Annotated in this window: 20 protein-coding genes, 1 pseudogene and 1 riboswitch; of the genes and pseudogenes, 9 read left to right on the top strand and 12 right to left on the bottom strand. The window is 66.9% G+C overall.

Translation table 11 applies throughout. From position 1 onward, the window contains the following. Positions 1–220: 220 nt before the first annotated feature. Together katG and ACZ5EF_RS16015 are read right to left on the bottom strand one after the other, a co-directional pair. A complete protein-coding gene (katG, locus tag ACZ5EF_RS16020) occupies positions 221–2,407 on the bottom strand; it encodes a catalase/peroxidase HPI (RefSeq protein WP_346061617.1) in 2,187 nt (728 codons plus the stop codon). 241 nt (positions 2,408–2,648) lie between these two features. Further along, on the bottom strand, positions 2,649–3,587 hold the full coding sequence (locus ACZ5EF_RS16015; RefSeq protein WP_346061618.1) for a LysR family transcriptional regulator: 939 nt from the start codon (positions 3,585–3,587) through the stop codon (positions 2,649–2,651). 205 nt (positions 3,588–3,792) lie between these two features. Here ACZ5EF_RS16015 and ACZ5EF_RS16010 point away from each other — a divergent pair, with 205 nt between their 5' ends. After that, positions 3,793–5,292, top strand: coding sequence for a CoA-acylating methylmalonate-semialdehyde dehydrogenase (locus ACZ5EF_RS16010; protein WP_346061619.1), 1,500 nt, complete (start codon positions 3,793–3,795; stop codon positions 5,290–5,292). A 56-nt stretch (positions 5,293–5,348) separates the two neighbouring features. On the opposite strand, the gene ACZ5EF_RS16005 is transcribed toward ACZ5EF_RS16010, so the two are convergent. Beyond that, the gene (locus ACZ5EF_RS16005; protein WP_346061620.1) at positions 5,349–7,058 is read right to left on the bottom strand and encodes a DEAD/DEAH box helicase family protein; all 1,710 of its coding nucleotides are present in this window, start codon (positions 7,056–7,058) and stop codon (positions 5,349–5,351) included. 161 nt (positions 7,059–7,219) lie between these two features. Here ACZ5EF_RS16005 and ACZ5EF_RS16000 point away from each other — a divergent pair, with 161 nt between their 5' ends. Next, positions 7,220–7,807, top strand: coding sequence for a peroxidase-related enzyme (locus ACZ5EF_RS16000; protein WP_346061621.1), 588 nt, complete (start codon positions 7,220–7,222; stop codon positions 7,805–7,807). 68 nt (positions 7,808–7,875) lie between these two features. Here the strand turns inward: ACZ5EF_RS16000 and ACZ5EF_RS15995 are convergent, their stop codons facing one another. Genes ACZ5EF_RS15995 through ACZ5EF_RS15985 form a run of 3 tightly spaced genes read right to left on the bottom strand, consistent with a single transcriptional unit; the run spans position 7,876 to position 10,622 of the window. Further along, on the bottom strand, positions 7,876–9,180 hold the full coding sequence (locus tag ACZ5EF_RS15995) for a TRAP transporter large permease (protein WP_346061622.1): 1,305 nt from the start codon (positions 9,178–9,180) through the stop codon (positions 7,876–7,878). A 24-nt stretch (positions 9,181–9,204) separates the two neighbouring features. Then, on the bottom strand, positions 9,205–9,711 hold the full coding sequence (locus tag ACZ5EF_RS15990) for a TRAP transporter small permease (RefSeq protein ID WP_346061623.1): 507 nt from the start codon (positions 9,709–9,711) through the stop codon (positions 9,205–9,207). Then, complete coding sequence (locus ACZ5EF_RS15985; RefSeq protein ID WP_346061624.1) at positions 9,708–10,622, bottom strand: TRAP transporter substrate-binding protein; 915 nt, start codon at positions 10,620–10,622, stop codon at positions 9,708–9,710. The genes ACZ5EF_RS15990 and ACZ5EF_RS15985 overlap by 4 nt, the downstream gene beginning before the upstream one ends. A 238-nt stretch (positions 10,623–10,860) precedes the next feature. Between ACZ5EF_RS15985 and ACZ5EF_RS15980 the strand changes: the two are divergent. After that, positions 10,861–11,007 (top strand): annotated as a pseudogene (locus ACZ5EF_RS15980) (peroxidase-related enzyme); the annotation flags it as partial. 7 nt (positions 11,008–11,014) lie between these two features. On the opposite strand, the gene ACZ5EF_RS15975 reads toward ACZ5EF_RS15980, so the two are convergent. Continuing rightward, on the bottom strand, positions 11,015–11,692 hold the full coding sequence (locus ACZ5EF_RS15975) for a hypothetical protein (protein WP_346061625.1): 678 nt from the start codon (positions 11,690–11,692) through the stop codon (positions 11,015–11,017). Between the two features lie 202 nt (positions 11,693–11,894). Continuing rightward, positions 11,895–11,997: riboswitch (TPP riboswitch) on the top strand. Between ACZ5EF_RS15975 and ACZ5EF_RS15970 the strand changes: the two genes are divergently transcribed. The 3 genes from ACZ5EF_RS15970 (at position 11,987) to ilvD (ending at position 15,842) form a co-directional block, all read left to right on the top strand. Next, positions 11,987–13,390 carry a sodium:solute symporter family transporter gene (locus tag ACZ5EF_RS15970; protein ID WP_346061626.1) on the top strand — a complete coding sequence of 468 codons (1,404 nt, stop codon included), beginning with the start codon at positions 11,987–11,989 and terminating at the stop codon, positions 13,388–13,390. It overlaps the preceding riboswitch by 11 nt. Continuing rightward, on the top strand, positions 13,390–14,085 hold the full coding sequence (locus ACZ5EF_RS15965; protein WP_346061627.1) for a TenA family protein: 696 nt from the start codon (positions 13,390–13,392) through the stop codon (positions 14,083–14,085). The genes ACZ5EF_RS15970 and ACZ5EF_RS15965 overlap by 1 nt, the downstream gene beginning before the upstream one ends. Positions 14,086–14,153: 68 nt before the next feature. After that, positions 14,154–15,842 carry a dihydroxy-acid dehydratase gene (gene ilvD, locus ACZ5EF_RS15960; protein WP_346061628.1) on the top strand — a complete coding sequence of 563 codons (1,689 nt, stop codon included), beginning with the start codon at positions 14,154–14,156 and terminating at the stop codon, positions 15,840–15,842. A 129-nt stretch (positions 15,843–15,971) separates the two neighbouring features. Here ilvD and ACZ5EF_RS15955 read toward each other — a convergent pair whose 3' ends face one another. The 5 genes from ACZ5EF_RS15955 to ACZ5EF_RS15935 form a co-directional block, all read right to left on the bottom strand. After that, positions 15,972–16,358: a DUF5362 family protein gene (locus ACZ5EF_RS15955; RefSeq protein ID WP_346061629.1), complete on the bottom strand. Its 387-nt coding sequence runs from the start codon at positions 16,356–16,358 to the stop codon at positions 15,972–15,974. Between the two features lie 182 nt (positions 16,359–16,540). Further along, positions 16,541–18,061 (bottom strand): PhnE/PtxC family ABC transporter permease, encoded by a 1,521-nt coding sequence (locus ACZ5EF_RS15950; protein WP_346061630.1) that lies wholly within the window; start codon positions 18,059–18,061, stop codon positions 16,541–16,543. 8 nt (positions 18,062–18,069) lie between these two features. Next, entirely contained in the window at positions 18,070–18,723 is a 654-nt protein-coding gene (locus tag ACZ5EF_RS15945) for an ATP-binding cassette domain-containing protein (protein WP_346061631.1), read from the bottom strand. Then, entirely contained in the window at positions 18,723–19,580 is an 858-nt protein-coding gene (locus ACZ5EF_RS15940) for a putative selenate ABC transporter substrate-binding protein (protein ID WP_346061632.1), read from the bottom strand. The genes ACZ5EF_RS15945 and ACZ5EF_RS15940 overlap by 1 nt, the downstream gene beginning before the upstream one ends. Positions 19,581–19,698: 118 nt before the next feature. Continuing rightward, a complete protein-coding gene (locus tag ACZ5EF_RS15935) occupies positions 19,699–19,968 on the bottom strand; it encodes an XRE family transcriptional regulator (protein WP_346061633.1) in 270 nt (89 codons plus the stop codon). Between the two features lie 204 nt (positions 19,969–20,172). Here ACZ5EF_RS15935 and ACZ5EF_RS15930 point away from each other — a divergent pair, with 204 nt between their 5' ends. Genes ACZ5EF_RS15930 through ACZ5EF_RS15920 form a run of 3 tightly spaced genes read left to right on the top strand, consistent with a single transcriptional unit; the run spans position 20,173 to position 23,666 of the window. Further along, positions 20,173–21,135, top strand: a complete 963-nt coding sequence (locus ACZ5EF_RS15930) for a TAXI family TRAP transporter solute-binding subunit (RefSeq protein WP_346061634.1) — start codon at positions 20,173–20,175, stop codon at positions 21,133–21,135. 15 nt (positions 21,136–21,150) lie between these two features. Further along, positions 21,151–21,666 carry a DUF1850 domain-containing protein gene (locus tag ACZ5EF_RS15925; RefSeq protein ID WP_346061635.1) on the top strand — a complete coding sequence of 172 codons (516 nt, stop codon included), beginning with the start codon at positions 21,151–21,153 and terminating at the stop codon, positions 21,664–21,666. Next, positions 21,666–23,666: a TRAP transporter permease gene (locus ACZ5EF_RS15920; protein ID WP_346061850.1), complete on the top strand. Its 2,001-nt coding sequence runs from the start codon at positions 21,666–21,668 to the stop codon at positions 23,664–23,666. Before ACZ5EF_RS15925 ends, ACZ5EF_RS15920 begins: the two co-directional genes overlap by 1 nt. Positions 23,667–23,673 lie beyond the last annotated feature (7 nt).

The following is a 23,673-nucleotide window of genomic DNA, read 5'->3' as shown; positions in this document are numbered from 1 at the left end:
TCCCTGGGTGTGCGGCGAAAAGGACGTGCCTGGCTACAGCATAGACGGGGCCGGGTGGTCGGACGGAGCGGGTGTCGATGCCGTTGCCGACGATGCTGTCCCGCTGCCTCGGGATCGCCCTGCGTCATCGGGTCGCCATAAGAAAGCCGCGCCCGGATGGGCGCGGCTCTTGCGGTGATGGCCGCTGGCCAGGCGCCGGCGAGGCGGCACCCATCAGGCATCAGGCGATATCGAAGCGGTCGGCGTTCATCACCTTGGTCCAGGCCGCCACGAAGTCCTTGACGAACTTGTCCCTGGCGTCGTCCTGGGCGTAGTTCTCGGCCAGGGCGCGCAACTGGGAGTTGGAGCCGAAGATCAGGTCCACGCGGGTACCGGTCCACTTCACCTGCCCGGTCTTGGCATCACGCCCCTCGAAGACATCCGGGTCGGCGCCGGTGGGCTGCCACACGGTATCCATATCGACCAGGTTGACGAAGAAGTCATTGGTCAGGGCGCCGGGCCTGTCGGTAAAGACGCCATGCCTGGTGCCGCCGTGATTGGTGTCCAGCACCCGCAGGCCGCCCACCAGCACGGTCATCTCCGGGGCGCTGAGCCCCAGCAGTTGGGCCCGGTCGACCAGCATCTCCTCGTCGGAGACGGTGAACTTGGCACGGGCGTAGTTGCGGAAACCGTCGGCCTCCGGCTCCAGCGGCTCGAAGGAGTCGGCGTCGGTCTGCGCTTCGCTGGCATCGCCACGCCCCGGGGCGAAGGGCACGCTGATGTCGTGGCCGGCGGCCTTGGCGGCCTGCTCGATGCCGACATTACCGGCCAGCACGATCACGTCGGCCAGGCTGGCGCCTGTATCGGCGGCGATGCCTTCCAGTACGCCCAGCACCTTGGCCAGCCGCTCCGGTTCGTTGGCCGGCCAGTCCTTCTGGGGCGCCAGGCGGATGCGGGCGCCGTTGGCGCCGCCGCGCATATCCGAGCCGCGGAAGGTGCGCGCGCTGTCCCAGGCGGTCGCGACCATCTCGCTGATGCCGAGGCCGCTCGCGGCGATCTTGGCCTTGACCGCGGCAACGTCGTAGTCGCGTTTGCCGGCCGGTACCGGGTCCTGCCAGATCAGGTCTTCGGCCGGCACTTCCGGGCCCAGATAGCGGACCTTGGGCCCCATGTCGCGGTGGGTCAGCTTGAACCAGGCGCGGGCGAAGGCGTCGGCGAACTCCTCCGGGTTCTTGTGGAAGTGCTCGGCGATCTTGCGATAGGCCGGATCCTCGCGCATCGCCATATCGGCGGTGGTCATCATCAGGCCGACCCGCTGGGCGGCATCCTCCGCGTCCGGGGCATGGTCCTTGTCCGCCAGGTTCTTGGGCACCCACTGCTGGGCTCCCGCCGGGCTCTTGGAGAGCTCCCACTCGTAGCCGAACAGGATATCGAAGTAGCTCATGTCCCACTGGGTGGGAGTCGGGGTCCAGGCGCCTTCCAGGCCGCTGGTGATGGTGTCGCGGCCCTTGCCGCTGCCGAAGCTGCTTCTCCAGCCCAGGCCCATCTCTTCCAGGGGCGCGGCTTCCGGCTCGGGGCCGACATGGGCGGCGTCGCCGGCCCCATGGGTCTTGCCGAAGGTGTGGCCGCCGGCGGTCAGGGCCACCGTCTCGTAGTCGTTCATCGCCATGCGCGCGAAGGTCTCACGCACGTCCTTGCCGGAGGCCAGCGGGTCCGGGTTGCCGTCGGGACCCTCCGGGTTGACGTAGATCAGGCCCATCTGCACCGCGGCCAGCGGGTTCTCCAGCTCGCGGTCGCCGGAGTAGCGGCTGTTGGGCTTGTCGCTGGTGGCCAGCCATTCGTCCTCGGCGCCCCAGTAGATGTCCTCTTCCGGGGCCCAGATATCCTTGCGCCCGCCGCCGAAGCCGAAGGTCTTGAAGCCCATGGATTCCAGGGCGACGTTACCGGCGAGGATAAAGAGGTCGGCCCAGGAGAGCTTGTTGCCGTACTTCTGCTTGATCGGCCACAGCAGGCGGCGGGCCTTGTCCAGGCTGGCGTTGTCCGGCCAGCTGTTGATGGGGGCGAAGCGCTGGTTGCCGGTGGAGGCGCCGCCGCGGCCGTCGGCGGTGCGGTAGGTACCGGCGGCGTGCCAGGCCATGCGAATCATGAAGGGACCATAGTGGCCATAGTCGGCGGGCCACCACTCCTTGGAATCGGTCATCAGGTCGGCCAGGTCTCGCTTGACCGCGGCCAGGTCGAGCTTCTTAAACTCGGCGGCATAATCGAAGTCCGCCCCCATGGGATCGGCCTTGGGACTGTGCTGGTGCAGGATGCTCAGATTGAGCTGGTTGGGCCACCAATCCTTGTTCATGGGACCGCGGCCACCCACTCGGGTATTGGATCCGTGCATCACCGGGCATTTACCGGCGCTGTTGCTTTGGTCACTCATTGCTCTCTCCAGTCATCGCCACCTTGGTGGGGCTCCACTAGTCATAGATGAGAGGCGCTCACCGTTACAATGCGCTGAATCAAGCTCGGCTTATTCAGGCCTGTTCCGAGGGCGTTTCATCCCGCTCCTGTCTATAAAGCTAAGTGTCGGACCGGGAAGCCGCCATTTTTCTTTGTCGAAGGCCTTGATAGCCAAACTTTATCAACAAAAAGCGATATACCGATGACGGCTCATCAATACCTTAGGGCTCGGGAATCACCAGGGTGGCCGACTCGCCCATCAGGAAGTCGCGGTTGAGCTCGAGGGCCTCGCGCAGGTAGTCCCACAGCAGCCGCACCCGGGCCAACTGGCGCTGCTCCTGGCGGGCGGTGATCCAGAACTGGCGCACCACTTCCACCTCATCATCGAGCACCGGGGCCAGGGCCGGCGCCGGCTCGGCCAGGAAACAGGGTAGCACCGCCAGGCCGGCCCCCTGCAGGGCGGCGCTGTACTGGGTGGTGACGCTGGTGCTGCGGATCGCCATCTGCGGCGGCTGGCCGACCCGGGCCGGGTCGAGCAAGGGTTCCAGGTAGCTGAGCTGGTCGCTGAAGATCAGGTCATCCACATAGCCGATCAGTCGATGGCGGCCCAGCTCGGCGAGGCGCTCGGGACGACCGCGGCGGGCCAGGTAGTCGCGGCTGGCATAGAGGCGCAGCCGGTAGTCGCAGAGTCGCGAGACCACCAGGCCGGGACTCGCGGGGCGTTCGACGGTGATCGCCAGGTCCGCCTCGTGGCGGCTCAGGTTGACCACCCGGGGCAGGGCCAGCAGGTCGAGGGTCAGCCCCGGGTGGCGGTCGCCGAAGGCGGCCAGCAGGGGTGCCACCACCCAGGTGCCGAAGCCTTCGGTGACGCCCAGGCGAATCTGGCCGCTGAGGCGACGATTCTGGTCGCTGAGCCCCTCCACCGCCTCCAGAGCGTGGCGGCTCATCTCCTCGGCATGGGCCAGCAGCCGCTGCCCCGCCTCGGTGAGGCGGTAGCCATGGGTGCTGCGCTCGAAGAGCTGGGTGTTGAGCTTCTCCTCGAAGCGCCGGGTGCGCCGCGACAGGGTGGAGTGATCCAGGCCCAGGCGCCGGGCCGCCTCGGTGAGGCGCTGGCAGCGCGCCACCTCCAGGAAGAGTTGTATGTCCTGCCAGTCCAGCATGCTCACCTCGATGGGGCTCGTTGTGCATCAGTGCACAAGCAATGTGCGGCCCTGGCCATTGTCTGTCAATCCACCCCCTGCCTACACTCAAATCATCCCTGGATACGATATCGGCCTTGCCGATATGCACATCAGTAGCGCTTCGGATAACAACCCCAACCCTCGGGTCTAAGGCAGTGACGCCGCCCGCCAAGGAGTCGCCATCATGTCCATCCGCGAGATTCCCCTCTATATCGACGGCCAGGCCGTGCCCTCCCAGAGCCAGGAGTGGCGCGACGTACTCAATCCCGCGACCCAGGAGGTGGTGGCCCGGGTACCCTTCTGCACCGCCGAGGAGGTGGACCGGGCCGTGACCAGTGCCAAGGTCGCCTTCAAGGCGTGGCGCAAGGTGCCCCTGGCCAAGCGCCAGCGCATCATGCTCAAGTTCCAGGCGCTGATCCGCGAGCACACCGCCGAGCTCGCCGCCCTGATCACCGAGGAGCACGGCAAGACCCTGCCGGACGCCGAGGGCGAGGTGGGCCGCGGCCTCGAGGTGGTGGAGCACGCCTGCTCGATTCCCTCCCTGCAGCTGGGCGAGCTGGCCGAGAACGCCGCCAGCGAGGTGGACGTCTACACCCTCAATCAGCCGCTGGGGGTGGGCGCCGGCATCACCGCCTTCAACTTCCCGATCATGCTGCCCTGTTTCATGTTTCCGCTGGCCATCGCCACCGGCAACACCTTCGTGCTCAAGCCCTCCGAGCAGGATCCCAGCTCGACCATGCGCCTGGTGGAACTGGCCCATGAGGCGGGTCTTCCCGCCGGGGTGCTCAACGTGGTGCATGGCGGCCCCGAGGTGGCCAACCAGATCTGCGATCACCCGGATATCAAGGCGCTCTCCTTTATCGGCTCCACCCAGGTGGGCACCCATATCTATCGCCGCGCCGGCGAGGCGGGCAAGCGGGTGCAGTCGATGATGGGCGCCAAGAACCACTGCGTGATCATGCCCGACGCCAACCGCAGCCAGGCCATCAACAATCTGCTGGGCTCCGCCTTCGGCGCCGCCGGCCAGCGCTGCATGGCCAACTCGGTGGTGGTGCTGGTGGGTGAGGCCCAGGCCTGGCTGGAGGATATCGTCGAGGGCGCCCGCAAGATGAAGGTAGGGCCCGGCACCCAGCGCGACGCCGACCTGGGGCCGCTGGTCTCGCCCGCCGCCCGGGATCGGGTGGTCAGCCTGATCGATGCCGGCGAGAAGGAGGGCGCCAAGTTGATGCTGGATGGCCGCGGCTGTCGGGTGGAGGGCTATGCCAAGGGCAACTTCGTGGGCCCCACCGTCTTCGCCGGGGTGAGCGCCGAGATGACCGTCTATCGGGAGGAGATCTTCGGCCCGGTGCTCTGCGTGGTGAGCGTCGATACCCTGGACGAGGCCATCGACTTCATCAATGCCAACCCCAATGGCAACGGTACTTCCATCTTCACCAACTCCGGCTGGGTGGCGCGGCGCTTCGAGACCGAGATCGACGTGGGCCAGGTGGGCATCAATGTGCCGATTCCGGTGCCGGTGGCCTATTTCAGCTTCACCGGCTCGCGGGGCTCCAAACTCGGCGACCTGGGCCCCAACGGCAAGCAGGCCATCGCCTTCTGGACCCAGACCAAGACGGTCACCGCCCGCTGGTACGAGCCGGAGAACGTCTCCAGCGGCATCAACAGCACCATCTCGCTGCACTGAATAGCGGCAAGAGTGTGAAACGCGGCCCCGTCTCGAGAGAGGCGGGGCCGCGTTGTCTAACGCTCGGGCACTCCAAGGGCGGTAAACAGCTCGGCCAGCTCCGGGTCCGCCCGCTGGGCGCGCAGGATGGCGGCATCCACCACCGAGAAGCGGCCTGCCGAGGCCTGCAGGTACACCTCGCCACTCGCTTCGTCGATAAAGCGGACCTCCGGCACCTTGGCGAGGCACTGCTTGAGGAAGGTGCAGTTCCTGGAGATCGCCAGGCTCTCGTCGTCGGGATAGACCTCCGCCGGGCAGGTCGCCAGGGTGTTGATCCTCTTGTAGCGATCGATGTTGACCAGGCCCAGGGGGGCCAGGATATGCAGGACCTCGCGGGTGCCATGGGCGATGGTCGTCGGCGGGGTGTGCTTGGGCACGCTGTTGTCCAGGAAGGTGTACTCCAGTCGGGGATGCCGGCTGTCCAGCCACTTGAAGAGCAGCTTGGGCATGCCGTCATAGGCCTCCACGCAGTGCCCCAGGAAGTCTTCCACCGCCTTGTAGCGTCCCCGCGCCAGCCCGCGCTCCCAGCCGCGCTCCACCGTGGCCTCCGGCGGGGTCACGACGAAATAGAAGTACATGGTGGCGACATGTTTCGCATAGGTGGCATCCAGGAGCTGCGGGACCTTGTCCATGGCGAAGCTGTCGAAGCGAAACCGGTCGATCAGCAGGTTGGGGATGGAGGGGGTGCGCCGGGCCTTGTCGCGGATGTAGCGGTCCAGCTTGGCATCGATGAGCTTGACCTCCTTGCCGGCCAGGCGGCCGGCATACTTGTAGGCCTCGCCCAGGGCCTCATAGTCGAGCAGGAGGCGGCGCCAGATATCGGGGGAGATGGTGCCGTACTGGTCCGGTTGGATGCCGAGATCCCGCAGGGTGTCCTTCAGGAAGTGGCGCAGGGAGCTCTTGCCGGCGGCCGAGGCCCCCTTGAGGCTGATCAGGATCGGCTCCCTGGCGCAGGGGAGCCGGGCATAGCCCTCGACCTGCATGGCTCGCTCGACATGGGGGGCGATCCGCTCGCCGAGGTGGCGGCTGCCGAAGTCGTTGCACGCATGCCGGGTGATCAATGTCGCCAGCAGCTCCCGTTCCACCCCGATATGACCCTGGGTGCCGCCGATCGAATTCAGGACACGGTAAGCGCTCTTGTAGATGGCCCGCTCCAGCTCGGCCTCGGCCGCCAGCCCCTTGTCCTTGATGCCCCGGATCACGTCATGATGACGTTCCTCGATGGAGCGGTGGTCCGCCGGCTTCTGTGGGGAAGGGCGTTTGCCGAACCACCGGGACAGCCGGGAGACGGGCTCGGGGTCGACCGCTACCGGCTCGGGGGCGAAGGCCGTGGCGAGGATGTCGCCTACCCGGCCGTGTATCTCGTCATACAACCGGTCATAGGCCTGCTGGAACGCCGGCAGTTGGGGGATCAGGTAGTCGGAGAGGATCTTCAGGGCGATGCTGCGGAAGTGCTGACCCAGGAGCTCTTCCTCTTCCCCCTCGAGGACCACCACATCGGCGGTCACCCGTACGATCAGCTCGTGCAGCACCAGGCGTTCCGCCCGGAATGCGACGAGCTCCTCTTCCACGAGCCCGGTGAGGGCCCTCAGTTCGGAAATGTCGGACAGGCGAGAATAGACGTTGGCCGGACGATGAATCGTCTCCAGGGGCTTGTAGCGCCTGGGCAGCTCGGCCTCCAGGCCGGGATTCCACGCCGAAAACTCGGGACCGTCTCGATTGGGCATACCGGGAAACCATGCATGAGGGACACCATGCAGCGATAGTGGCCCACCCGGCCACGCGGAACAATACCCGCCGGCGCTAGACAAGCTGATTGACGTTAACGTTAACTGAGGGATATTGCCGTGATTGTTCGGCCCCTCTCCTCCACGACCCAGGAATCGCCATGACCCGTCCCATCAGTCGCTTTCCCATCCCCGAATCGATCCAGGACCTGCCCGAAGACATCCGCGACGCCATCCTGGCGGTGCAGGAGAAGGCCGGCTTCGTGCCCAATGTCTTCCTGATGCTGGCCCACCGGCCGGACGAATTCCGCGCCTTCTTCGCCTACCACGACGCCCTGATGGAGCGGGAGTCCGACACCCTGACCCAGGCCGAGAAGGAGATGATCGTGGTGGCGCTGAGTGCCCGCAATCGCTGCCTCTACTGCGTGGTGGCCCATGGCGCCCTGCTGCGGATCTACAGCAAGGACCCATTGCTGGCCGATCAGGTGGCCATCAATCACCGGGTCGCCGAGATTAGCGAGCGCCATCGGGTGATGCTGGATTTCGCCCTGCACAGCGGCCTGGGGGTGGGAGAGCTCGACGACGACTGGGCGGCGCGGCTCGAGGCGGCGGGCTTTACCCGGGACGATAGCTGGGATATCGGCGCCATCGCCGCCTTCTTCGGCCTGTCCAATCGCCTGGTGACCCTGGCCGGCACCCCGCCCAATCCCGAGTTCTATCTGATGGGGCGGGTGCCGCGAGAGAAATGAGGGGGGAGGCCGATATGGGAATGATTTGCCCTGACCTCGATGAGCCGTAAGCGGAACTGCCGGGACACTCAGCCGGAAAGCACCGTGGGCAGCCAGAGGGCGAGGTTTGGCCATATGCTGATCAAGGCGGCGGCCAGGCACATCAGCAGGAAAAAGGGGGCCGAGGCCAAGGCGACCCGGCTAATCTTCTCACCGGTCATGCCCTGAAGCACGAACAGGTTGAAGCCTACGGGGGGAGTGATCTGTCCCAGTTCCACCATGATCACCAGGAAGACACCGAACCATAGTGGGTCGAAGCCCGCCAGGATGACGATGGGCAGGGTGATGGGGAGGCTCATCACGGTAATCGAGATGCCGTCGAGGAATAGCCCCAGCACGATGTAGAACACCGCCAGTGCCATGAGCAAGGCCATGGGGGAGAATGCTTGCGCGGCGATCCAAGTGGCCAGTTCACGGGGGAGGTGCAGGTAACCCATGGCGGTGGAAAGCAGCATGGCCGTGACCAGTAGGCTACAGACCATGGTGGCACTGATCAGGGTGCCTTTGAGGGCATTGAGCAGCATGGGCAGAGTGAGTTGGCGTTCCAGGGCGAGCAGGCCCAGGGTGGCGGCCACGCCGACGGCGGCGGCCTCGGAGGGAGTGGCGATCCCGGAATAGATCGAACCGATGACGATGGTAATCAGGGCCACCACCGGGGCCAGTAGTGTGACGGCCTGCCAGATTCCGATATCGCTGTCCGTTTGTTGGGGAGCGAGCTGCGGCTTCAGCCTGCTGCGCAGGATGATGAAACCGCTATACAGCAGGGCGATCAGCAGGCCCGGTATGACGCCGGCCATAAACAGTTTGCTGATCGAGACCTCGGCCTGGACGCCATAGACGATCATCACGATGGAGGGGGGGATCAATAACCCCAAACTTCCCGCGCCGGCCAACGAGCCGATCGATAGATCGCGGTCATAGCCGCGGTTGGCGAGTTCATGGGTGGTGATCTTGCCGATGGTGGCCGTGGTGGCGGCGCTGGAGCCGCTGACGGCGGCGAATAGCGCGCAGCCGAACACGTTGGTGTGCAATATACCACCAGGGAGCGGGCGTGTGAGAGGTGTCAGCCCTTTGAATAGCCGCTCGGAGATGTTGGAGCGGAAGATCAGCTCACCCATCAAGATGAAGAGCGGAATCGCGGAAAGCTCCCAACTGTTGCCGGCGCGGTAGAGAATTCGCGAGAAGATCAGTCCGATCCGCTCGAGGTCGAAATCTCCCAGCCACCACAGCGACCCCATGGCGGTGATCACCAAGGCGGCGAAGACCCAGGTACCCATGGCCAATACCACGATTAGCAGTGCCGCCACGCCTAGGGCGATCCATACCATATCCATCGTCGATGATCCTCAGTCTTGGTCTTATTGTGTGGGATGGGTATGGCGCGAACGCTCGGTGACGAGCTGGAAGCTGCGGACCACCAGCGTGAAGCACAGCAGCCACAGGCCGAGCAACACGATGCCTTCGGGGATCCATAACGGTGTTTCTGCCAGGGTGTCGCTGGTAATGCCGCGTTGGTAGCTGCGGACCACGTTCTTCCACCAGAACAGTGATAGCCAAGCGAAGGCTCCGAAGCTGGTGATGGCAATCAGCAATTCCAGTGGCCAGTGCCATTTCTTCGGCAGTCGGTCGAGAACCAGTGCGACTCGGATAAGCCCGTTCTTCTCCAAGACATAGGGCAGGCCGAGAAAGGTCATGGCGGCGACGGCATAGCCGATGTATTCATCGAGGATAAAGGTCGAGTGTCCGAACAGGCGTAACACAATTTCCAGGATGATGTGCCCGAACATATACAGGATCAGCAGAATCGCGACCCCCGCCGCGAGGCGGTTCAAGCCTCGCGACAGGGCTGCCAGCCAACCGATCATGGCGTTTGGCCGTTATGGAAGGTGTCGAGGATCGCTTGGCCGCGCTCGCCCATGGTGTCTTGCCAGCCACTGACGACCGGGCTCGCGGCATCCGCCAGCGCTTGCTGGAAGTCGGATGAAATAGGGTCATGGATCGTTACGTCGTGCTCGTCGAGCGTGGCGTAGTTACTCTGGGTGCGTTCGCGTACCGCTTGCCAGTTGTGTTCATCCGTACGTCGGGCAGCTTCACGAAAGGCTTCCTGCTGCTCCGCCGAGAGCGATTCGAAGGCATCACGGTTCATGTGCACCATGTTTAGCGGGATGGCGTACTGGATACCGCTGAAGTGCTGCTGGTGTTCCCAGAAGCTGGCATTGGTGCCGGCCTCGGCGGAGGTAAGCACGGCATCGATGCCCCCGGTAGCTAGCAGTGGCACCACATCGCCCCAGGAGAGGCTGACGGGGGCCGCGCCGGCATTGCGTAGGGTTTCGGTGCCGTTGCGGTCGAAGGTGCGGATCTTCAGGTTCTGGAGGTTTTCGCTGGAGGTGACGGCCTCTCGAGACCAGATGCCGCTGGCCGGCCAGGGCGAGGCATAGAGCAGGATCTGATCGTTGTCCTCGAATACTTCGTCGTAGTGGGGACGCGCGATCTCGTACAGTTGACGGGCTTCGTCGACGCCATTCACCAGGAAGGGAAGCGAAGAAAGCAGGAAAATGGGGTCGATGCCGCTCATGGTGCCCGAAAGCGTATCGGCGATCTGTACCACATTGTCAGCCACGCCATAGAAGTGGTCGCCTGACTTGAAGCCCAAGGCGCCACCGGTATGCAGGGTGATATCGATCTCGCCATCGGTGAGCTCCCTGACCTGCTCGATAAAATAGGCATCGCCCTGAGCATGAATGGAGTTGGCGTTGTACTCGTTGGAAAAGTCCAAGCGTGTGGCAGCTTGGGTGGAAACGCTGATTCCAAGGCATACCGCGAGTCCGAATCCAGAAAGCGCAAGTCGAGATCTGGTTAGGCGGGGGGCCGAGATGAGGCTTGAGACAGACATAGAAAGACTCCGCTTGTTGTTATCTACTCAACGGTCTCTCATTTTCGTCTATCTTTGGCCACCTATTTCCGACTTCCTGGGCACTGTTTGCGACGGTGAGGGGGAGTTCGACGAGCTCGAGGCGGCGGGTTTCACCCGGGACGATAGCTGGGATATCGGCGCCATTGTCGCCTTCTTCGGTCTCTCCAATCGCCTGGTGACCCTGGCCGGCACCCCGCCCAATCCGGAGTTCTATCTGATGGGGCGGGTGCCGAGAAACGAGACCTGAGGGAGGCTCACTCTCCCAGCATAGTTTCCACTAGGTCGGCCAGGGGGGCCAGGGCGCCGACATGCACCAGCAGGGTGACCCGTGTCTTGTCGTTGCCCTCGATACCGGTCACCACGGCGAATTCGCACTCTTCCAGATGAAATTCGTGGATCTCGCGAGGCCCCTCGGGTGTCTCGCAGCGCGCCACCCGGTAGCTCTCGTCCTCGCCATAGGTCAGGCGGTGATAGACCTTGAAGAAGGTATAGAGGCCGAGGCCGCGCTCGAAGCTGGGCCAGTGGGCCGGGTTGGCGCGGGTCTCGGCATCGATCTCCTGGCCCCGGGCCTCGGCGGCGGCGATGGCCTCCATCAGCGGCTCGGCCAGCAGCGTCTCTGCCTCCCGGGGCAGGGGCTGCTGTTCATCGATGGCGGCCTGGTAGCGGGCCACCACCGGGAGCAGGTCGCCGCGCTGGGTCAGGGGGTGGTCGCTATGGGCCAGGCTCTGGGGGTCGGCTTCACCATTGGCCCAGCCATGGAGCACCCGCAGGGTCAGGCGCCCCTCCCGGCCGGGCTTGTCCAGCAGGGCCTGGAGGGCAACGCGCAGGTGCAGGCGGCGCTCCACCACCTCGTTGTCGAAGGCGCTGTAGGGATCGGTAAAGAGAGTGTGGAGCCGCCCCGGGGCATGCTCCTTGGCTTCGGTATAGGGCATCGAGGGTCTCGGTGAACGGGTCGGGCCGGAGAAACGGCGATAGGTGCCTTATCGGCCGATGCCGTGATGACTTGATGCCTGGGCCCTGCGGCTTTGGTCGCAGGGGTGATTCGCCCCGCTGGATAGGCGGTATGGCTTTACAGCCGAGGCCGGCGGCGACACCATAGGGCGCCGTGATCCATCGCGAGACCATCCCATCATTCACTGTCGCCAGGGGTGTCCCACGGGACTGAGAGGTGCGCGCGCACCGACCCTGGAACCTGATCCGGTTCATGCCGGCGGAGGAAGTGCGACATGCCTTATTTGACGTCAGCCGTGCTCGGCGCGGCGCTGCTGTGCTTTACCTTTCTGGGCCTCAGGGCCCGCCGGGCCGATGGCCCCCTCGATGACTACGTGACCGCCCGCAACTCCCAGGGCGCACAGGCCATCGGCCTGTCCTTCCTGGCCTCCAGCATGGGTGCCTGGATCCTCTTCGCGCCGCCGGAGATCGGTGCCTTCGTGGGGCCGGTGGCGCTGGCCGGCTATGCCATCGGCTCGTCCTTGCCGTTTATCGTGCTGGCACTCTACGGCCCCGCCATCCGCCGCCACCTGCCGGAGGGGCGCAGCATCGGCGAGTTCGCCGAGGCCTGCTACGGCGCGGGGGTGCGGCGCTGGGTCTCCTTCGTCTCGGTGGCCTATATGGCCTGCTTCCTGGCCGCCGAGCTGACCGCCATCGGCGCCATTGCCGCGCTGCTGTCCGAGGTGCCTCCCACGCTGGTGATCCTCGGCGTGGCGCTGACGACCCTGATTTACACCACCCTGGGCGGGCTGCGGGCCAGCCTGGCCACGGATCGCTGGCAGGCCTGGTTGCTGCTGGCCCTGCTGGTGCTGGTCGGCGGCGTGGCCTGGTGGGGGTTGCCGCCGATGCCCAGTGATGCGGTGATGCCGTCGATTCCCACCGGTAGCGCCCTCTCGGTGGCGCTGACCCTGGTGATCGCGGTCACCGCGGCCAATCTCTTCCACCAGGGCTACTGGCAGCGGGTGTGGGCCGCCGAGGACGACCGAGCGCTCGGCCGCGGGGCCCTGCTGGGCGGGGTCAGCAGCCTGCTGGTGGTGATGGCCATCGGTGGTCTCGGCATGCTGGCGGCGATGCACGCCCTGCCGCTCGGCGAGCCGCCGATTCCCTTCTTCGCCCTGTTGATCGAGGCGCCGGCCTGGCTGGGCCTGCCGGCCCTGGTGCTGGCGGTGACCCTGGTGGCCTCCAGCGTGGATACCCTGCAGAACGCCATCGCCTCCCTGGCGGTGGCCAGCAGCGGTCGGCGCGGGCTCTCGGTGAGCGGGGCGCGGCTGGTCACGGTGGCGCTGATGGTGCCGGTGGTATGGGTGGCCCTGCAGGGCTTCTCGGTGCTGCGACTGTTCCTGATCGCCGACCTGCTGTGCGCGGCCATCCTGCTGCCGGTGCTACTGGGCCTGTGGCGGCGCATGTCGCCGCTGGCGGCGGTGGCCGGTGGCGTGGCGGGCCTGGTCGGGGCGGTGCTGCCGGGCTGGATCTCCCTGGGAAGCCTTGGCGCCGGGGTGCTGGCCGCCACCTTCCCGGACAGCATCCCGACCCTGGCGCCCTTCCTGGGCGCACTTGTCGCCTCCACCCTGGTCAGCCTGCTGATCGCCTGGCTGCGGCCGGGGGCGAGATTTCACCTGGCAAGCAAGGGAGACGCCTGATGACGACTCGCGCCGACTGGAACGCCTGGGCCGCCGGCCGTGCATCGGCACGCCTCACCGACTGGCTGAGCGAGATCAGCGAGCCCGATTGGTCGGCGACGGTGAATCACCCGCTGTTCGACGCCCTGGCCGAGGGGCGCCTCGCCGGTGACGACTTCGCCGCCTATATGGTGCAGGACTACGGCTTCGTCGACCCCTTCACCGCGCTGATCGGCCACGCCATCGGCCGGGCTCCGAGCATGGAGGATCGGGTGGTGTTGGGCCAGTTCATGGGCATGCTGACCAGCGACGAGAACAGCACCTTCCAGCGCACCTTCGAGGCCTTCGGCGTGCCGGCCGCCCGGCGCGAGGCGCCGGACTACCTGCCCGAGACCCAGGCCTTCCGGGCGCTGCTGCGCGATACCGGTGATCGCGGCGACTATGCCGAGCTTCTGGCGGTGCTGGTGGTCACCGAGTGGGTCTACCTGGAGTGGGCGCTGCGGGTCAGCCGCGGCGAGGAGCTGCACCCGCTGATGGGGGAGTGGATCGACCTGCACGACAACCCCGCCTTCCAGGACTTCGTCGCCTGGCTGCGCCGCCGCCTGGACGAAGAGGCGGAGAGGCTCGATGACGCCGCCTTCATCCGTATGGCCGAGCGCTTCCGCGACACCGTGGCGAAAGAGCGCGCCTTCCACGACGCGGTGATGCCGCGCTGAGCCGGTTGCCAGCCGGGCGGTGAGGGGCCACCCTCTGAAGGCCACGCCATCTTCAGAGGAGGCCCGCCATGTCTGATACCCCGAAGGATTCCCGCCGCCGCCACTCCGCCCCGGTGGTGGATGGGCCCGGCAAGGCGGCCAGCCGCGCCATGCTGCGCGCGGTGGGCTTCAGCGACGAGGATTTCACCAAGCCCCAGGTGGGCATCGCCTCCACCTGGAGCATGGTCACCCCCTGCAACAGTCATATCGGCGAGCTCGCCGAGCACGCCCGTGACGGCGCCGACGCCGCCGGCGGCAAGGGAGTGATCTTCAACACCATCACCATCTCCGACGGTATCGCCAACGGCACCGAGGGCATGAAGTATTCCCTGGTGTCGCGGGAGGTGATCGCCGACTCCATCGAGACGGTGGCCGGCTGCGAGGGCTTCGACGGCCTGGTGGCCATCGGCGGCTGCGACAAGAACATGCCCGGCTGCCTGATGGGGCTGGCGCGACTCGACCGGCCCAGCGTCTTCGTCTATGGCGGCACCATCCTGCCCGGTGAGGGGCATACCGATATCGTCTCGGTGTTCGAGGCCATGGGCGCCCACAGCCGCGGCGATCTCGACCTGATCGCGCTCAAGCAGATCGAGGAGACGGCGATTCCCGGCCCCGGCTCCTGCGGCGGCATGTATACCGCCAACACCATGGCCTCGGCCATCGAGGCGCTGGGCATGAGCCTGCCGGGCAGCTCGGCGCAGAACGCCGTGTCCCGCGACAAGCGCGAGGACTGCGAGGCGGCCGGGGCCGCGGTGCTGGCGCTGCTCGAGCGCGATATCAGGCCCTCGGCCATCATGACCCGCGAGGCCTTCGAGAACGCCATCAGCGTGGTGATCGCCCTCGGCGGCTCCACCAATGCGGTGCTGCACCTGATCGGCATGGCGCGCACCCTCGGCGTGTCGCTTTCTCTCGAGGACTTCACTGTCATCGGCAAGCGGGTGCCGGTGCTCGCCGACCTGCGCCCCAGCGGCCATTACATGATGAGCGAGCTGGTGGCCATCGGTGGCATCCAGCCGCTGATGAAGACCCTGCTCGATGCCGGCCTGCTGCACGGCGACTGCCTGACGGTGACCGGGAAGACACTCGCCGAGAACCTGGCGGACGTGGCCCCCTATCCCGAGGGGCAACGGATCATCGCGGCACTGGATCGACCCATCAAGGCCGAGAGCCATCTGCGCATCCTGCACGGCAACCTGGCGCCGGAGGGGGCGGTGGCCAAGATCACCGGCAAGGAGGGCACGCGCTTCTCCGGTACGGCGCGGGTGTTCGGCTCCGAGGAGGAGGCCCAGGCGCGCATCAACGACGGCAGCGTGGCGGCCGGCGACGTGGTGGTGATCCGCTACGAGGGGCCCCGGGGCGGTCCCGGCATGCGCGAGATGCTGACGCCGACCTCGGCGATCATGGGCCGTGGCCTGGGCAGCGAGGTGGCGCTGATCACCGACGGGCGCTTCTCCGGCGGCAGCCACGGCTTCGTGGTGGGGCATGTGACCCCCGAGGCCTTCGACGGCGGGCCCCTGGCGCTGGTGGAGGACGGCGACCTGATCACCATCGATGCCGAGGCCGATACCCTCGACGTCGACCTCTCCGACGCGGAGCTGATGCGCCGCCGCGCGGCCTGGCGACAGCCGGCGCCGCGCTACACCCGCGGCGTGCTGGCCAAGTACGCCCGGCTGGTCAGCTCGGCGAGTACCGGGGCGGTGACCGATATGTCGGATTGAGCGCCGGCGGCGAGGCGTTCCGCCAGGGGAGCCCCGGCAGGGCCTGCCGGGACGAGTCCCAAACGACACACCCCGGCAGGGCGAGCCCGGCCGGGGTGTCGAGTCATGCTGGGACGGGGCTGATCGCGCCTAGAAGTGCATGCCGCCCATCATGCTGAAACCGGCCATGCTGATCAGCATGCCGCCGATGCCCAGCACCAGATAGATCAGGGCCAGCACGCCGAAGATGGTGAAGTAGGTCTTGAGCTTGCCCATGGCGAACTTCATTTCCCGGGCGTCGCTGCCGTCGTAGGCGCGCTGGGCGGCGCCGGCGGTCTGCATCAGCACGACCCCGGCCCACACCGGAATCCAGGCCACCAGCAGGCCGATGATGGAGATAGCGGTGATGGCGCCGGCGAGAATCAGCATGACGCCGGTGAGCTGCATCCAGAACTTGGCCCGATAGATGGGCTCCACCAGATCGCGCAGGGCTTCCTGGGAGGCATGGGGCTGGGAGAGATTGGGCTGGGGGTCCATGGTCACATCCTTGTTGATCGATGAAGGGGGCGCAGTATAGCCCAGTCGCTGCCGCTCAGCAGCCCTGGCGGTTGAGGGTATCGGGGTATCGCCTGCGGCGAGTCGCTTAGCAGCCCTGGCGATTGTGGGTACTGGGGAAGAGGGGCGCAATATCGCCTGCGGCGAGTCTCTTGATTAGTCGCTTAGCAGCTCTGGCGATTGATGGTATGGCGCAGGCGCAGGTAACCGCGCAGGCGGCGGGCGAGGATATCCACGCCGATATTGAGGGCGGCGGTGATCAGGATCAGCACCAGGGCGCGGTCGAAGCGGATCTCCTGGATGGCGCTGTCCACGTAGAAGCCCAGGGTGGCGATGCCGAGGATGCCGAGGATGGCGGTCTCGCGCATGATGATCTCCCAGCGATAGAAGAGCAGTGCCAGGAAGGGGCCATAGACCCGCGGGGCGACCTCGTAGGTGTAGCGATCGAGGCCCCGGGGGGCATCGGGGCGCAGGACGATCTCGTTGCTGCGCCGCCCCACCAGGTGGGCGATGATGCCGCCGTTGTGCAGGGCCAGGGCCACCACCGCCGGCAGCATGGAGGGGCCCCATAGCTGCAGCAGGATAAAGGCCAGCAGGTACTCCGGGGTGGAACGCAGCACCACCAGCACGCCATGGCCCAGGCCGCCGCCGAGGCGGCCGGTGAGATGCCGCCCGGTGAAATGATGAGAGATCAGCGGGAAGAGCGCCATGGCCAGGAGTCCGGTGAGCACCAGGGCGATCTGACTCAGCAGCAGGGTGTTCCAGATCCCGGGCAGGGCCTGGTGGAGCAGCAGGTCGCCGAGCCAGGGCCCGAGCCCTTCCAGCCCCTCGCCGTTTCTCAGCGGCGCCGGCACGATGTCCCGGGTAAAGAAGCGCGACACATTGCTCCACAGGATCGGCAGGCCGGTGCCCAGGCAGAAGGGCGCCGCCAGCAGGTAGAAGGGCAGCAGCCTGGGCCGCACCCAGAGACGCAGGCTGGCGATCAGGGCATAGAAGAGCAGCAGCAGGGCGCCCACCGCGGCGTAATGGCCCTGGGCGAAGTGGCTGGCCAGGTGGAAGCCCAGGGTGGGCATGCCCACGAAGCCCAGCACGGCGCTGGAGCGCAGGCCGCACTCCAGGCGGTAGGCGGTGTAGCTGACCAGGTGCGGCCAGGCCTGGCTGATGCGGGCATAGAGCAGCGCCGAGAGCCGTCCGGTGCCCCGGGGCAGGGCGCGCCCCGGGCTCGGGTCGGTCTCGTCGAGGATCTCCGCATAGACCTTGGCGAAGATGCCCGCATAGGGAATGGCGATGGCCAGCACCCCGGTGAGGGGGTGCAGGCCGAAGCTCTGCAGGAAGATCAGCGCCCAGAACAGCTCGTGGATGGCGCGGATAAAGGCGCAGCCGGTGCGCACCCAGAGGCGGTGGAAGCCCAGTGCCAGCAGCAGGCCGGCGGCGGCGCCGACGCCGACGCCGACGAAGGCGAAGGCGACGGTGCGCAGCAGCGCCTCGCCGAGGGCATCCACGGCGCCGAAGTCGGGGCGTACTAGGCCCAGGGCCAGGCGCCCCAGTTCCTGCCAGGGATCGTGGGTGCTGATCTCGAAGTCGCCCAGCAGCAGGCAGAACGCCGCCAGCACCACCAGGGCCAGGCTGACTCGGCGGGTGGCGCTGAAGGGCATCCTGTCGCGCGACGGGGGGGCGGAACTCATCGGCCGCATCAGTAGAGGGAGAGCAGGTCGCCCGTGCTCAGCTCGCGGCTGGGGCGGTCGATGGCGATGCTGCCCGCCTGGATGCCCACCACCCGGTTGCAGTGGCGCAGCGCCAGCTCCAGGTCATGCATGGCCAGCACCGCCATGTCGTAGCGCTCGGTGAGGGCGCGCATCACGCGCTCCGCCTGGGGGCCGTCCAGGGCCGAGACCGGCTCGTCGGCGAGCAGCACCCGGCCGCCCTGGTGAATCGCCCGGGCGGCGGCGACCCGCTGGCGCTGGCCGCCGGAGAGTTCGCCGCAGGGCGTCCAGCGCTTCTCGGCGATGCCCAGGCGCTCGAGCAGCGCCGTGATAGCCGCCACGTCGCGGCGCCGGGGGCGCGCCAGGGTGAGCAGGTTGACCCACCAGGGGTGACGGTCCAGGCATCCCATATAGACGTTGTGGAACACCGAGAGGCTGGGCACCAGGCCCAGGTCCTGGGGCATCAGCGCTACCCCCTGATCCCGCCACTGATCATGCATCAGCGACAGCAGGGTCGACTTGCCGGCGCCGCTCTTGCCCACCAGGGCCACGCGCTCGCCGGGGGCCAGGGCCAGGTCGAGGGGACCCAGCACCCGAGTCGGACCATAGTCGGCGACCGCCCCCGCCAGGACCAGGCTGCTCATCAGTCGAGCAGTCCCAGGTCGGTGGCGACGCGCTCGATCATGGCGTAGTCGTCATTGTCGGCGGGAATAAAGCCGGAGCGCGGGAAGCTGGCCAGCAGCTCCGGATCCTGCATGGCGATCAGGGCCTGCTGCAGGCGCTCGGTGAAGCCATCGCCGAAGCGCTCGTCCAGGTCGCCGCGCACCGTCCACTGGTAGTCCGGGTAGGGCGGGGTCTCCCAGATCACCTGGACCCGGTCGGCATCGACGCTGCCGCTCTCGACCTCGTTCTCCCAGGCGGTGTAGCTGACCACCCCGGCTTGGTAGGCGCCGGACTGCACCAGGGAGATGGTGCGGCTATGGTTGCCGCTGAAGCCGACCCGCTCGAAGAGCGCCTCCGGGGCCTCGCCCAGGTGCTCGCGCAGGAAGTATTCCGGCATCAGGCGCCCGGAAGTGGAGCTCTGGGAGCCGAAGCTGAAGGTCAGGCCGCGCAGCGCCTCGGGGGCGCTCTCCTGTTCCATGGGGTCGAGGCCGGTGTCGCGGTTGGCGATCACATAGCTCTTGTACTGGGGATCCTCGACGCCCTGGGCGATGGCCCGGGCACCGGGGACCAGTTGGCGGGCCTGGACGCCGGTGAAGCCGCCGAACCAGGCCAGCTGTACCTGGTTGTTGCGAAAGGCGGTGACCGAGGCGGCGTAGGAGGTGACGGGGATAAAGCGCACGTCGACCTCGAGCGCCTCGGCCAGGTAGTCGGCGACCTTCTGGAAGCGCTCCTGGAGGCGGGTCTCGTCCTCGTCGGGAATGGCGGTAAAGACCAGGGGGTTGGCGGCGGCCAGGGGGGCGGCGACCAGTCCCAGGGCCAGAATCAGGGCACGCAGCATGGCTCTCTCGTCCTCGGAGTGAGAAGAAAGCGCAAGGATACTCGATTGGGCGGGGGCTTGCCGACCACTTGCCGGCGAAGAAGACGCGCCCGCACCGCGGAAGGCGGTGCGGGCGCTATCAGTGATCCGGGTCGAGGCTGTCGCGTAGCGACTCCAGCTCCTCTACGCCGAACAGCTCCACCTTGCCGGCCAGCAGGTCGCTGAGGCGTTGGGGGGGCATGCCGACGCGATGAGCGATCTCGCGATTGGGCAGGTCGGAAAGGGCGATGCGGCGGGTCAGGATGCGCATCAGGCGAGAGCGTTTCTCCAGCTCTCTGACGTCCAGGTTGGGGGCCGTGGTTGCACTGTCGAGGGCGTCCCAACCGCTGGATAATCGTGCCGTGCTCATGGTTCTCCGTTGGCCTTGGCTAGCGACGCCCTCAGCATGCAAGGTTTTGCCGTGGCTTGCCAGGGAAAAATGCAGGAATTTTTCCTTATTCCTTGGTCGCAGTCGGCGGCCAGCGTTGAGCAGTGAATTCCAGAACCTGCTAATTTTGACGGCGACAAGAGGATGATCGTCCCACACAACAATTAGCCTTCCTGGAGCGATTCCATGCCACGATTCAAGCTTACCCTGGCCGCCTCCCTGCTGGCCCTGGCCCCCGCCGCCTTCGGCCAGCAGCTCTCCATCGCCACCGGCGGTACCGGCGGCACCTACTACCCCTATGGCGGCGGCCTCGCCGAACTGATCAACAACCATATCGAGGGCGCCAGCGCCGTGGCCGAGGTCACCGGGGCCTCGGTGGAGAACATGGGCCTGGTGTGGCGCGGCGATTCCGACCTGGCCCTGGCCCTGGCGGATACCGTCTATCAGGCCTATAGCGGCACCGGCGACTTCGAGGGGCGCCAGCTGGAGAACATTCGCGCCCTGGCGTCCATCTATCCCAATGCGGTGCAGCTGGTGACCCTGGCCGACTCCGAGGTGCATTCCCTGGCGGACCTGCGCGGCAAGCGGGTCTCGGTGGGGGCGCCGGGCAGCGGTACCGAGCTCAATGCCCGGGCCCTGCTGGAGGCCAACGGCATCGACTATGACGACTTCACGCCCCAGCGCCTCAACTTCAACGAGACCGCCGATGCCATCCGCGACGGCGATATCGATGCCGGCTTCTGGAGCGTGGGCCCGCCCACCAGCTCCATCCTCAACCTGGCCACCACCCGCGACGTGCGGCTGATCGCCCTCACCGAGGAGGAGGTCGCCAATGCCCGGGAGGCGGAGCCGGTATTCGCCCCCTATACCCTGAGGGTGGGCATCTACGACGGGGTCGAGGAGCCGGTGTCCACCATCAGCATTCCCAACGTGCTGGCGGTGAGCAGCGAGATGGACGAGGAACTGGCCTACCAGATCACCAAGGTGCTCTTCGAGCAGACCGACGAGCTGATCGCCATCCATCCGGCGGCCAATGACACCACCGTGGAATTCAGCGTCGATTCCACCCCCATCGCCTTCCATCCGGGCGCGCTGCGCTACTACGAGGAGGTGGGCGCGGAAATCCAGGACCACCAGCGCGGAGACTAGGCCGTCGCGCCTGTCATGCGACGCTTCCGGTCGATCGAGTGGCGCCGCGCCCTGGGCGCGGCGACGCTGCTGCTCTGGCTGGCGTGGCCGACCCAGGCGACCGCCGAGGCTCGGCTGGAGGTCCGGGCCGAGGATGGCCGGCCCCTCGTTTCCCTGGCCATGCCCGAGGGGGCCGGCTGGTGCCTGGAGTGGAATCACTCGGTGGCGGGTTTTCCGGTGCTCGACTGCTACCGTCATCACCAGGGACGCATGGTACTGGAGCGCAGCCATCTGCCGGATTTCGCCGCCGGCCTCGATCATATTCCCGGCCGCGGGCGCCAGGTCTCCGACGGTCGGGGCGGCTACTGGATCGAGGCCATCGACGAGCCTGTGCCCGGCAATGCCTACCGCCTGCGGGTCGGTGCCATGGATGTCGACCATCGCCTGGTGGTGGACGGCGAGCGCATCAGCCTCAGCCGACTGGCCGAACATCAGCGGGTGACGGTGCATCTCGTCGTCCCCGCGGGATCCCTGCCTGCGAGAGAACCATGATGAGCGATTCCGGCGTTTCCCCCGTCGTCCCGGGCAGCCAGGCGAAACAGGCCAGGCCGATCCTGTGGCTGATCTCCCTGGTCGCCGTCGGGCTGTCCCTGTTCCAGCTCTATTCCGCCGGCATCCAGCCGCTGGGGCTCTTCTATCAGCGCAGCATCCACCTGATGCTGATCATGCTGCTGGCCTTCCTGATCTTTCCGGTGTTCGGCCCGGAACGCCGGCGCGGCCTGCCGGGCTGGGCCATCGACGGCCTCTTCCTGGCCGGGGCCCTGATCACCGGCGGCTACCTGGTGCTCTACCTGGACGAGATCATCCGCCGCGCCGGCTTCTGGAGCCAGACCGATATCCTGGTCGGCTGCATCGCCGTGATCACCGTGCTGGAGGCGAGCCGCCGCGCGGTGGGGCTGGGCATGACCATTATCGGCGCCCTGGGCATCCTCTATGCCTTCGCCGGCCCGCGCGGCGAGCTGCCCTGGCTGGGGCAGTTCCTGCCCGGCATCCTCGAGCACCGCGGCTACAATATCGACCGGCTGGTGGGCCAGCTCTATCTGGGCCAGGAGGGGATCTTCGGCCTGCCGCTGGGGGTGGCGGCCACCTATATCTTCGTCTTCGTGCTGTTCGGCGCCTTCCTCGAGGTGACCGGCGCCGGCAAGTTCTTTATCGATATGGCCTATGCCGCCACCGGCCGCCAGCGCGGCGGCCCCGCCAAGGCGGCGGTGCTGGCTTCCGCCGGCATGGGCTCCATCTCCGGCAGCGCCATCGCCAATGTGGTGACCACCGGCGCCTTCACCATCCCGCTGATGAAACGCCTGGGCTACAAGCCCCACCAGGCCGGTGGCATCGAGGCGGCGGCCTCCACCGGCGGCCAGATCATGCCGCCGCTGATGGGCGCCGGCGCCTTCCTGATCGCCGAGTACACCCGGGTGCCTTACCTGGAGGTGGTCAAGGTGAGCATCCTGCCGGCGGTCCTCTACTTCGCCACCGTCTATCTGTTCGTGCATATCATCGCCCTCAAGCAGGGCATGCAGGGCATGGCTCGCTCGGAGCTGCCGCAGATGCGCGAGGTGATGCGCGAGGGCTGGCACTTCCTGCTGCCGCTGGGGGTGCTGGTGTGGTTGCTGGTGATGCATATGTCGCCGATGCGGGTGGGCTTCTATGCGGTGATCACCATGGTGGCGGTGGCGGCCCTGCGCTATGCGGTCTGGTACTTCTTTATCGCCCCCCGGCAGGGGCAGGGCGTCACCGTCGAGGGCATCTGGCGGGCCGTGCGGGCGGGCCTCGCCAAGCTGCTGGAGGGCCTGGAACTGGGCGCGCGTAACGCCGTGGCGGTCTCCATGGCCTGCGCCGTGGCCGGCATCATCGTCGGGGTGGTGGGCCTCACCGGCCTGGGGCTGAAGTTCTCGGCCATGATGATGGCCTTCTCCGGCGGCAATATCGTGCTGGCGCTGATCATGGTGCTGCTGGCCAGCCTGGTGCTGGGCATGGGCCTGCCGGTCACCGCCAGCTATATCGTGCTGATCGTGCTGGTGGGCCCGGCGCTGACCGCCGAGTTCGGCATCCCGCTGCTGATCGCCCACCTGGTGGTGTTCTGGTATTCCCAGGACTCCAACGTCACGCCGCCGATCGCCCTGGCCGGTTTCGCCGGGGCGGCCATCGCCGGCAGCAAGCCGATGGCCACCGGGGTGCAGGCGTGGAAGTTCGCCAAGGGGCTCTACCTGATCCCGGTGTTCATGGTCTTCAACCCGGAGATCATCATGGGCGGTCCCTGGCCGGTGCTGATCTGGAACGCCGTGATCGCCATCCTGGCCCTGGGGGCCTTCGCCGCGGCCCTGGAGGGCTACCTGTTCACCCGCATGGGGTGGCTACCGCGGCTGGTCATCGGGCCGGCCATCGTGGCGGTCTTCTATCCCGATGTTCGGGTGGAAGCCGCCGGGGTGGCGGTGATGGCGCTGGCGCTGGGCGGGAACTGGCTGGCCAGCCGGCGGGCGACCGCCGGCTAGGAGGGGG

Source organism: Bisbaumannia salifodinae (assembly GCF_055388505.1).
The sequence above is the reverse complement of the archived record's forward strand: the minus strand, read 5'-3'. Positions and strand labels throughout refer to the sequence as shown.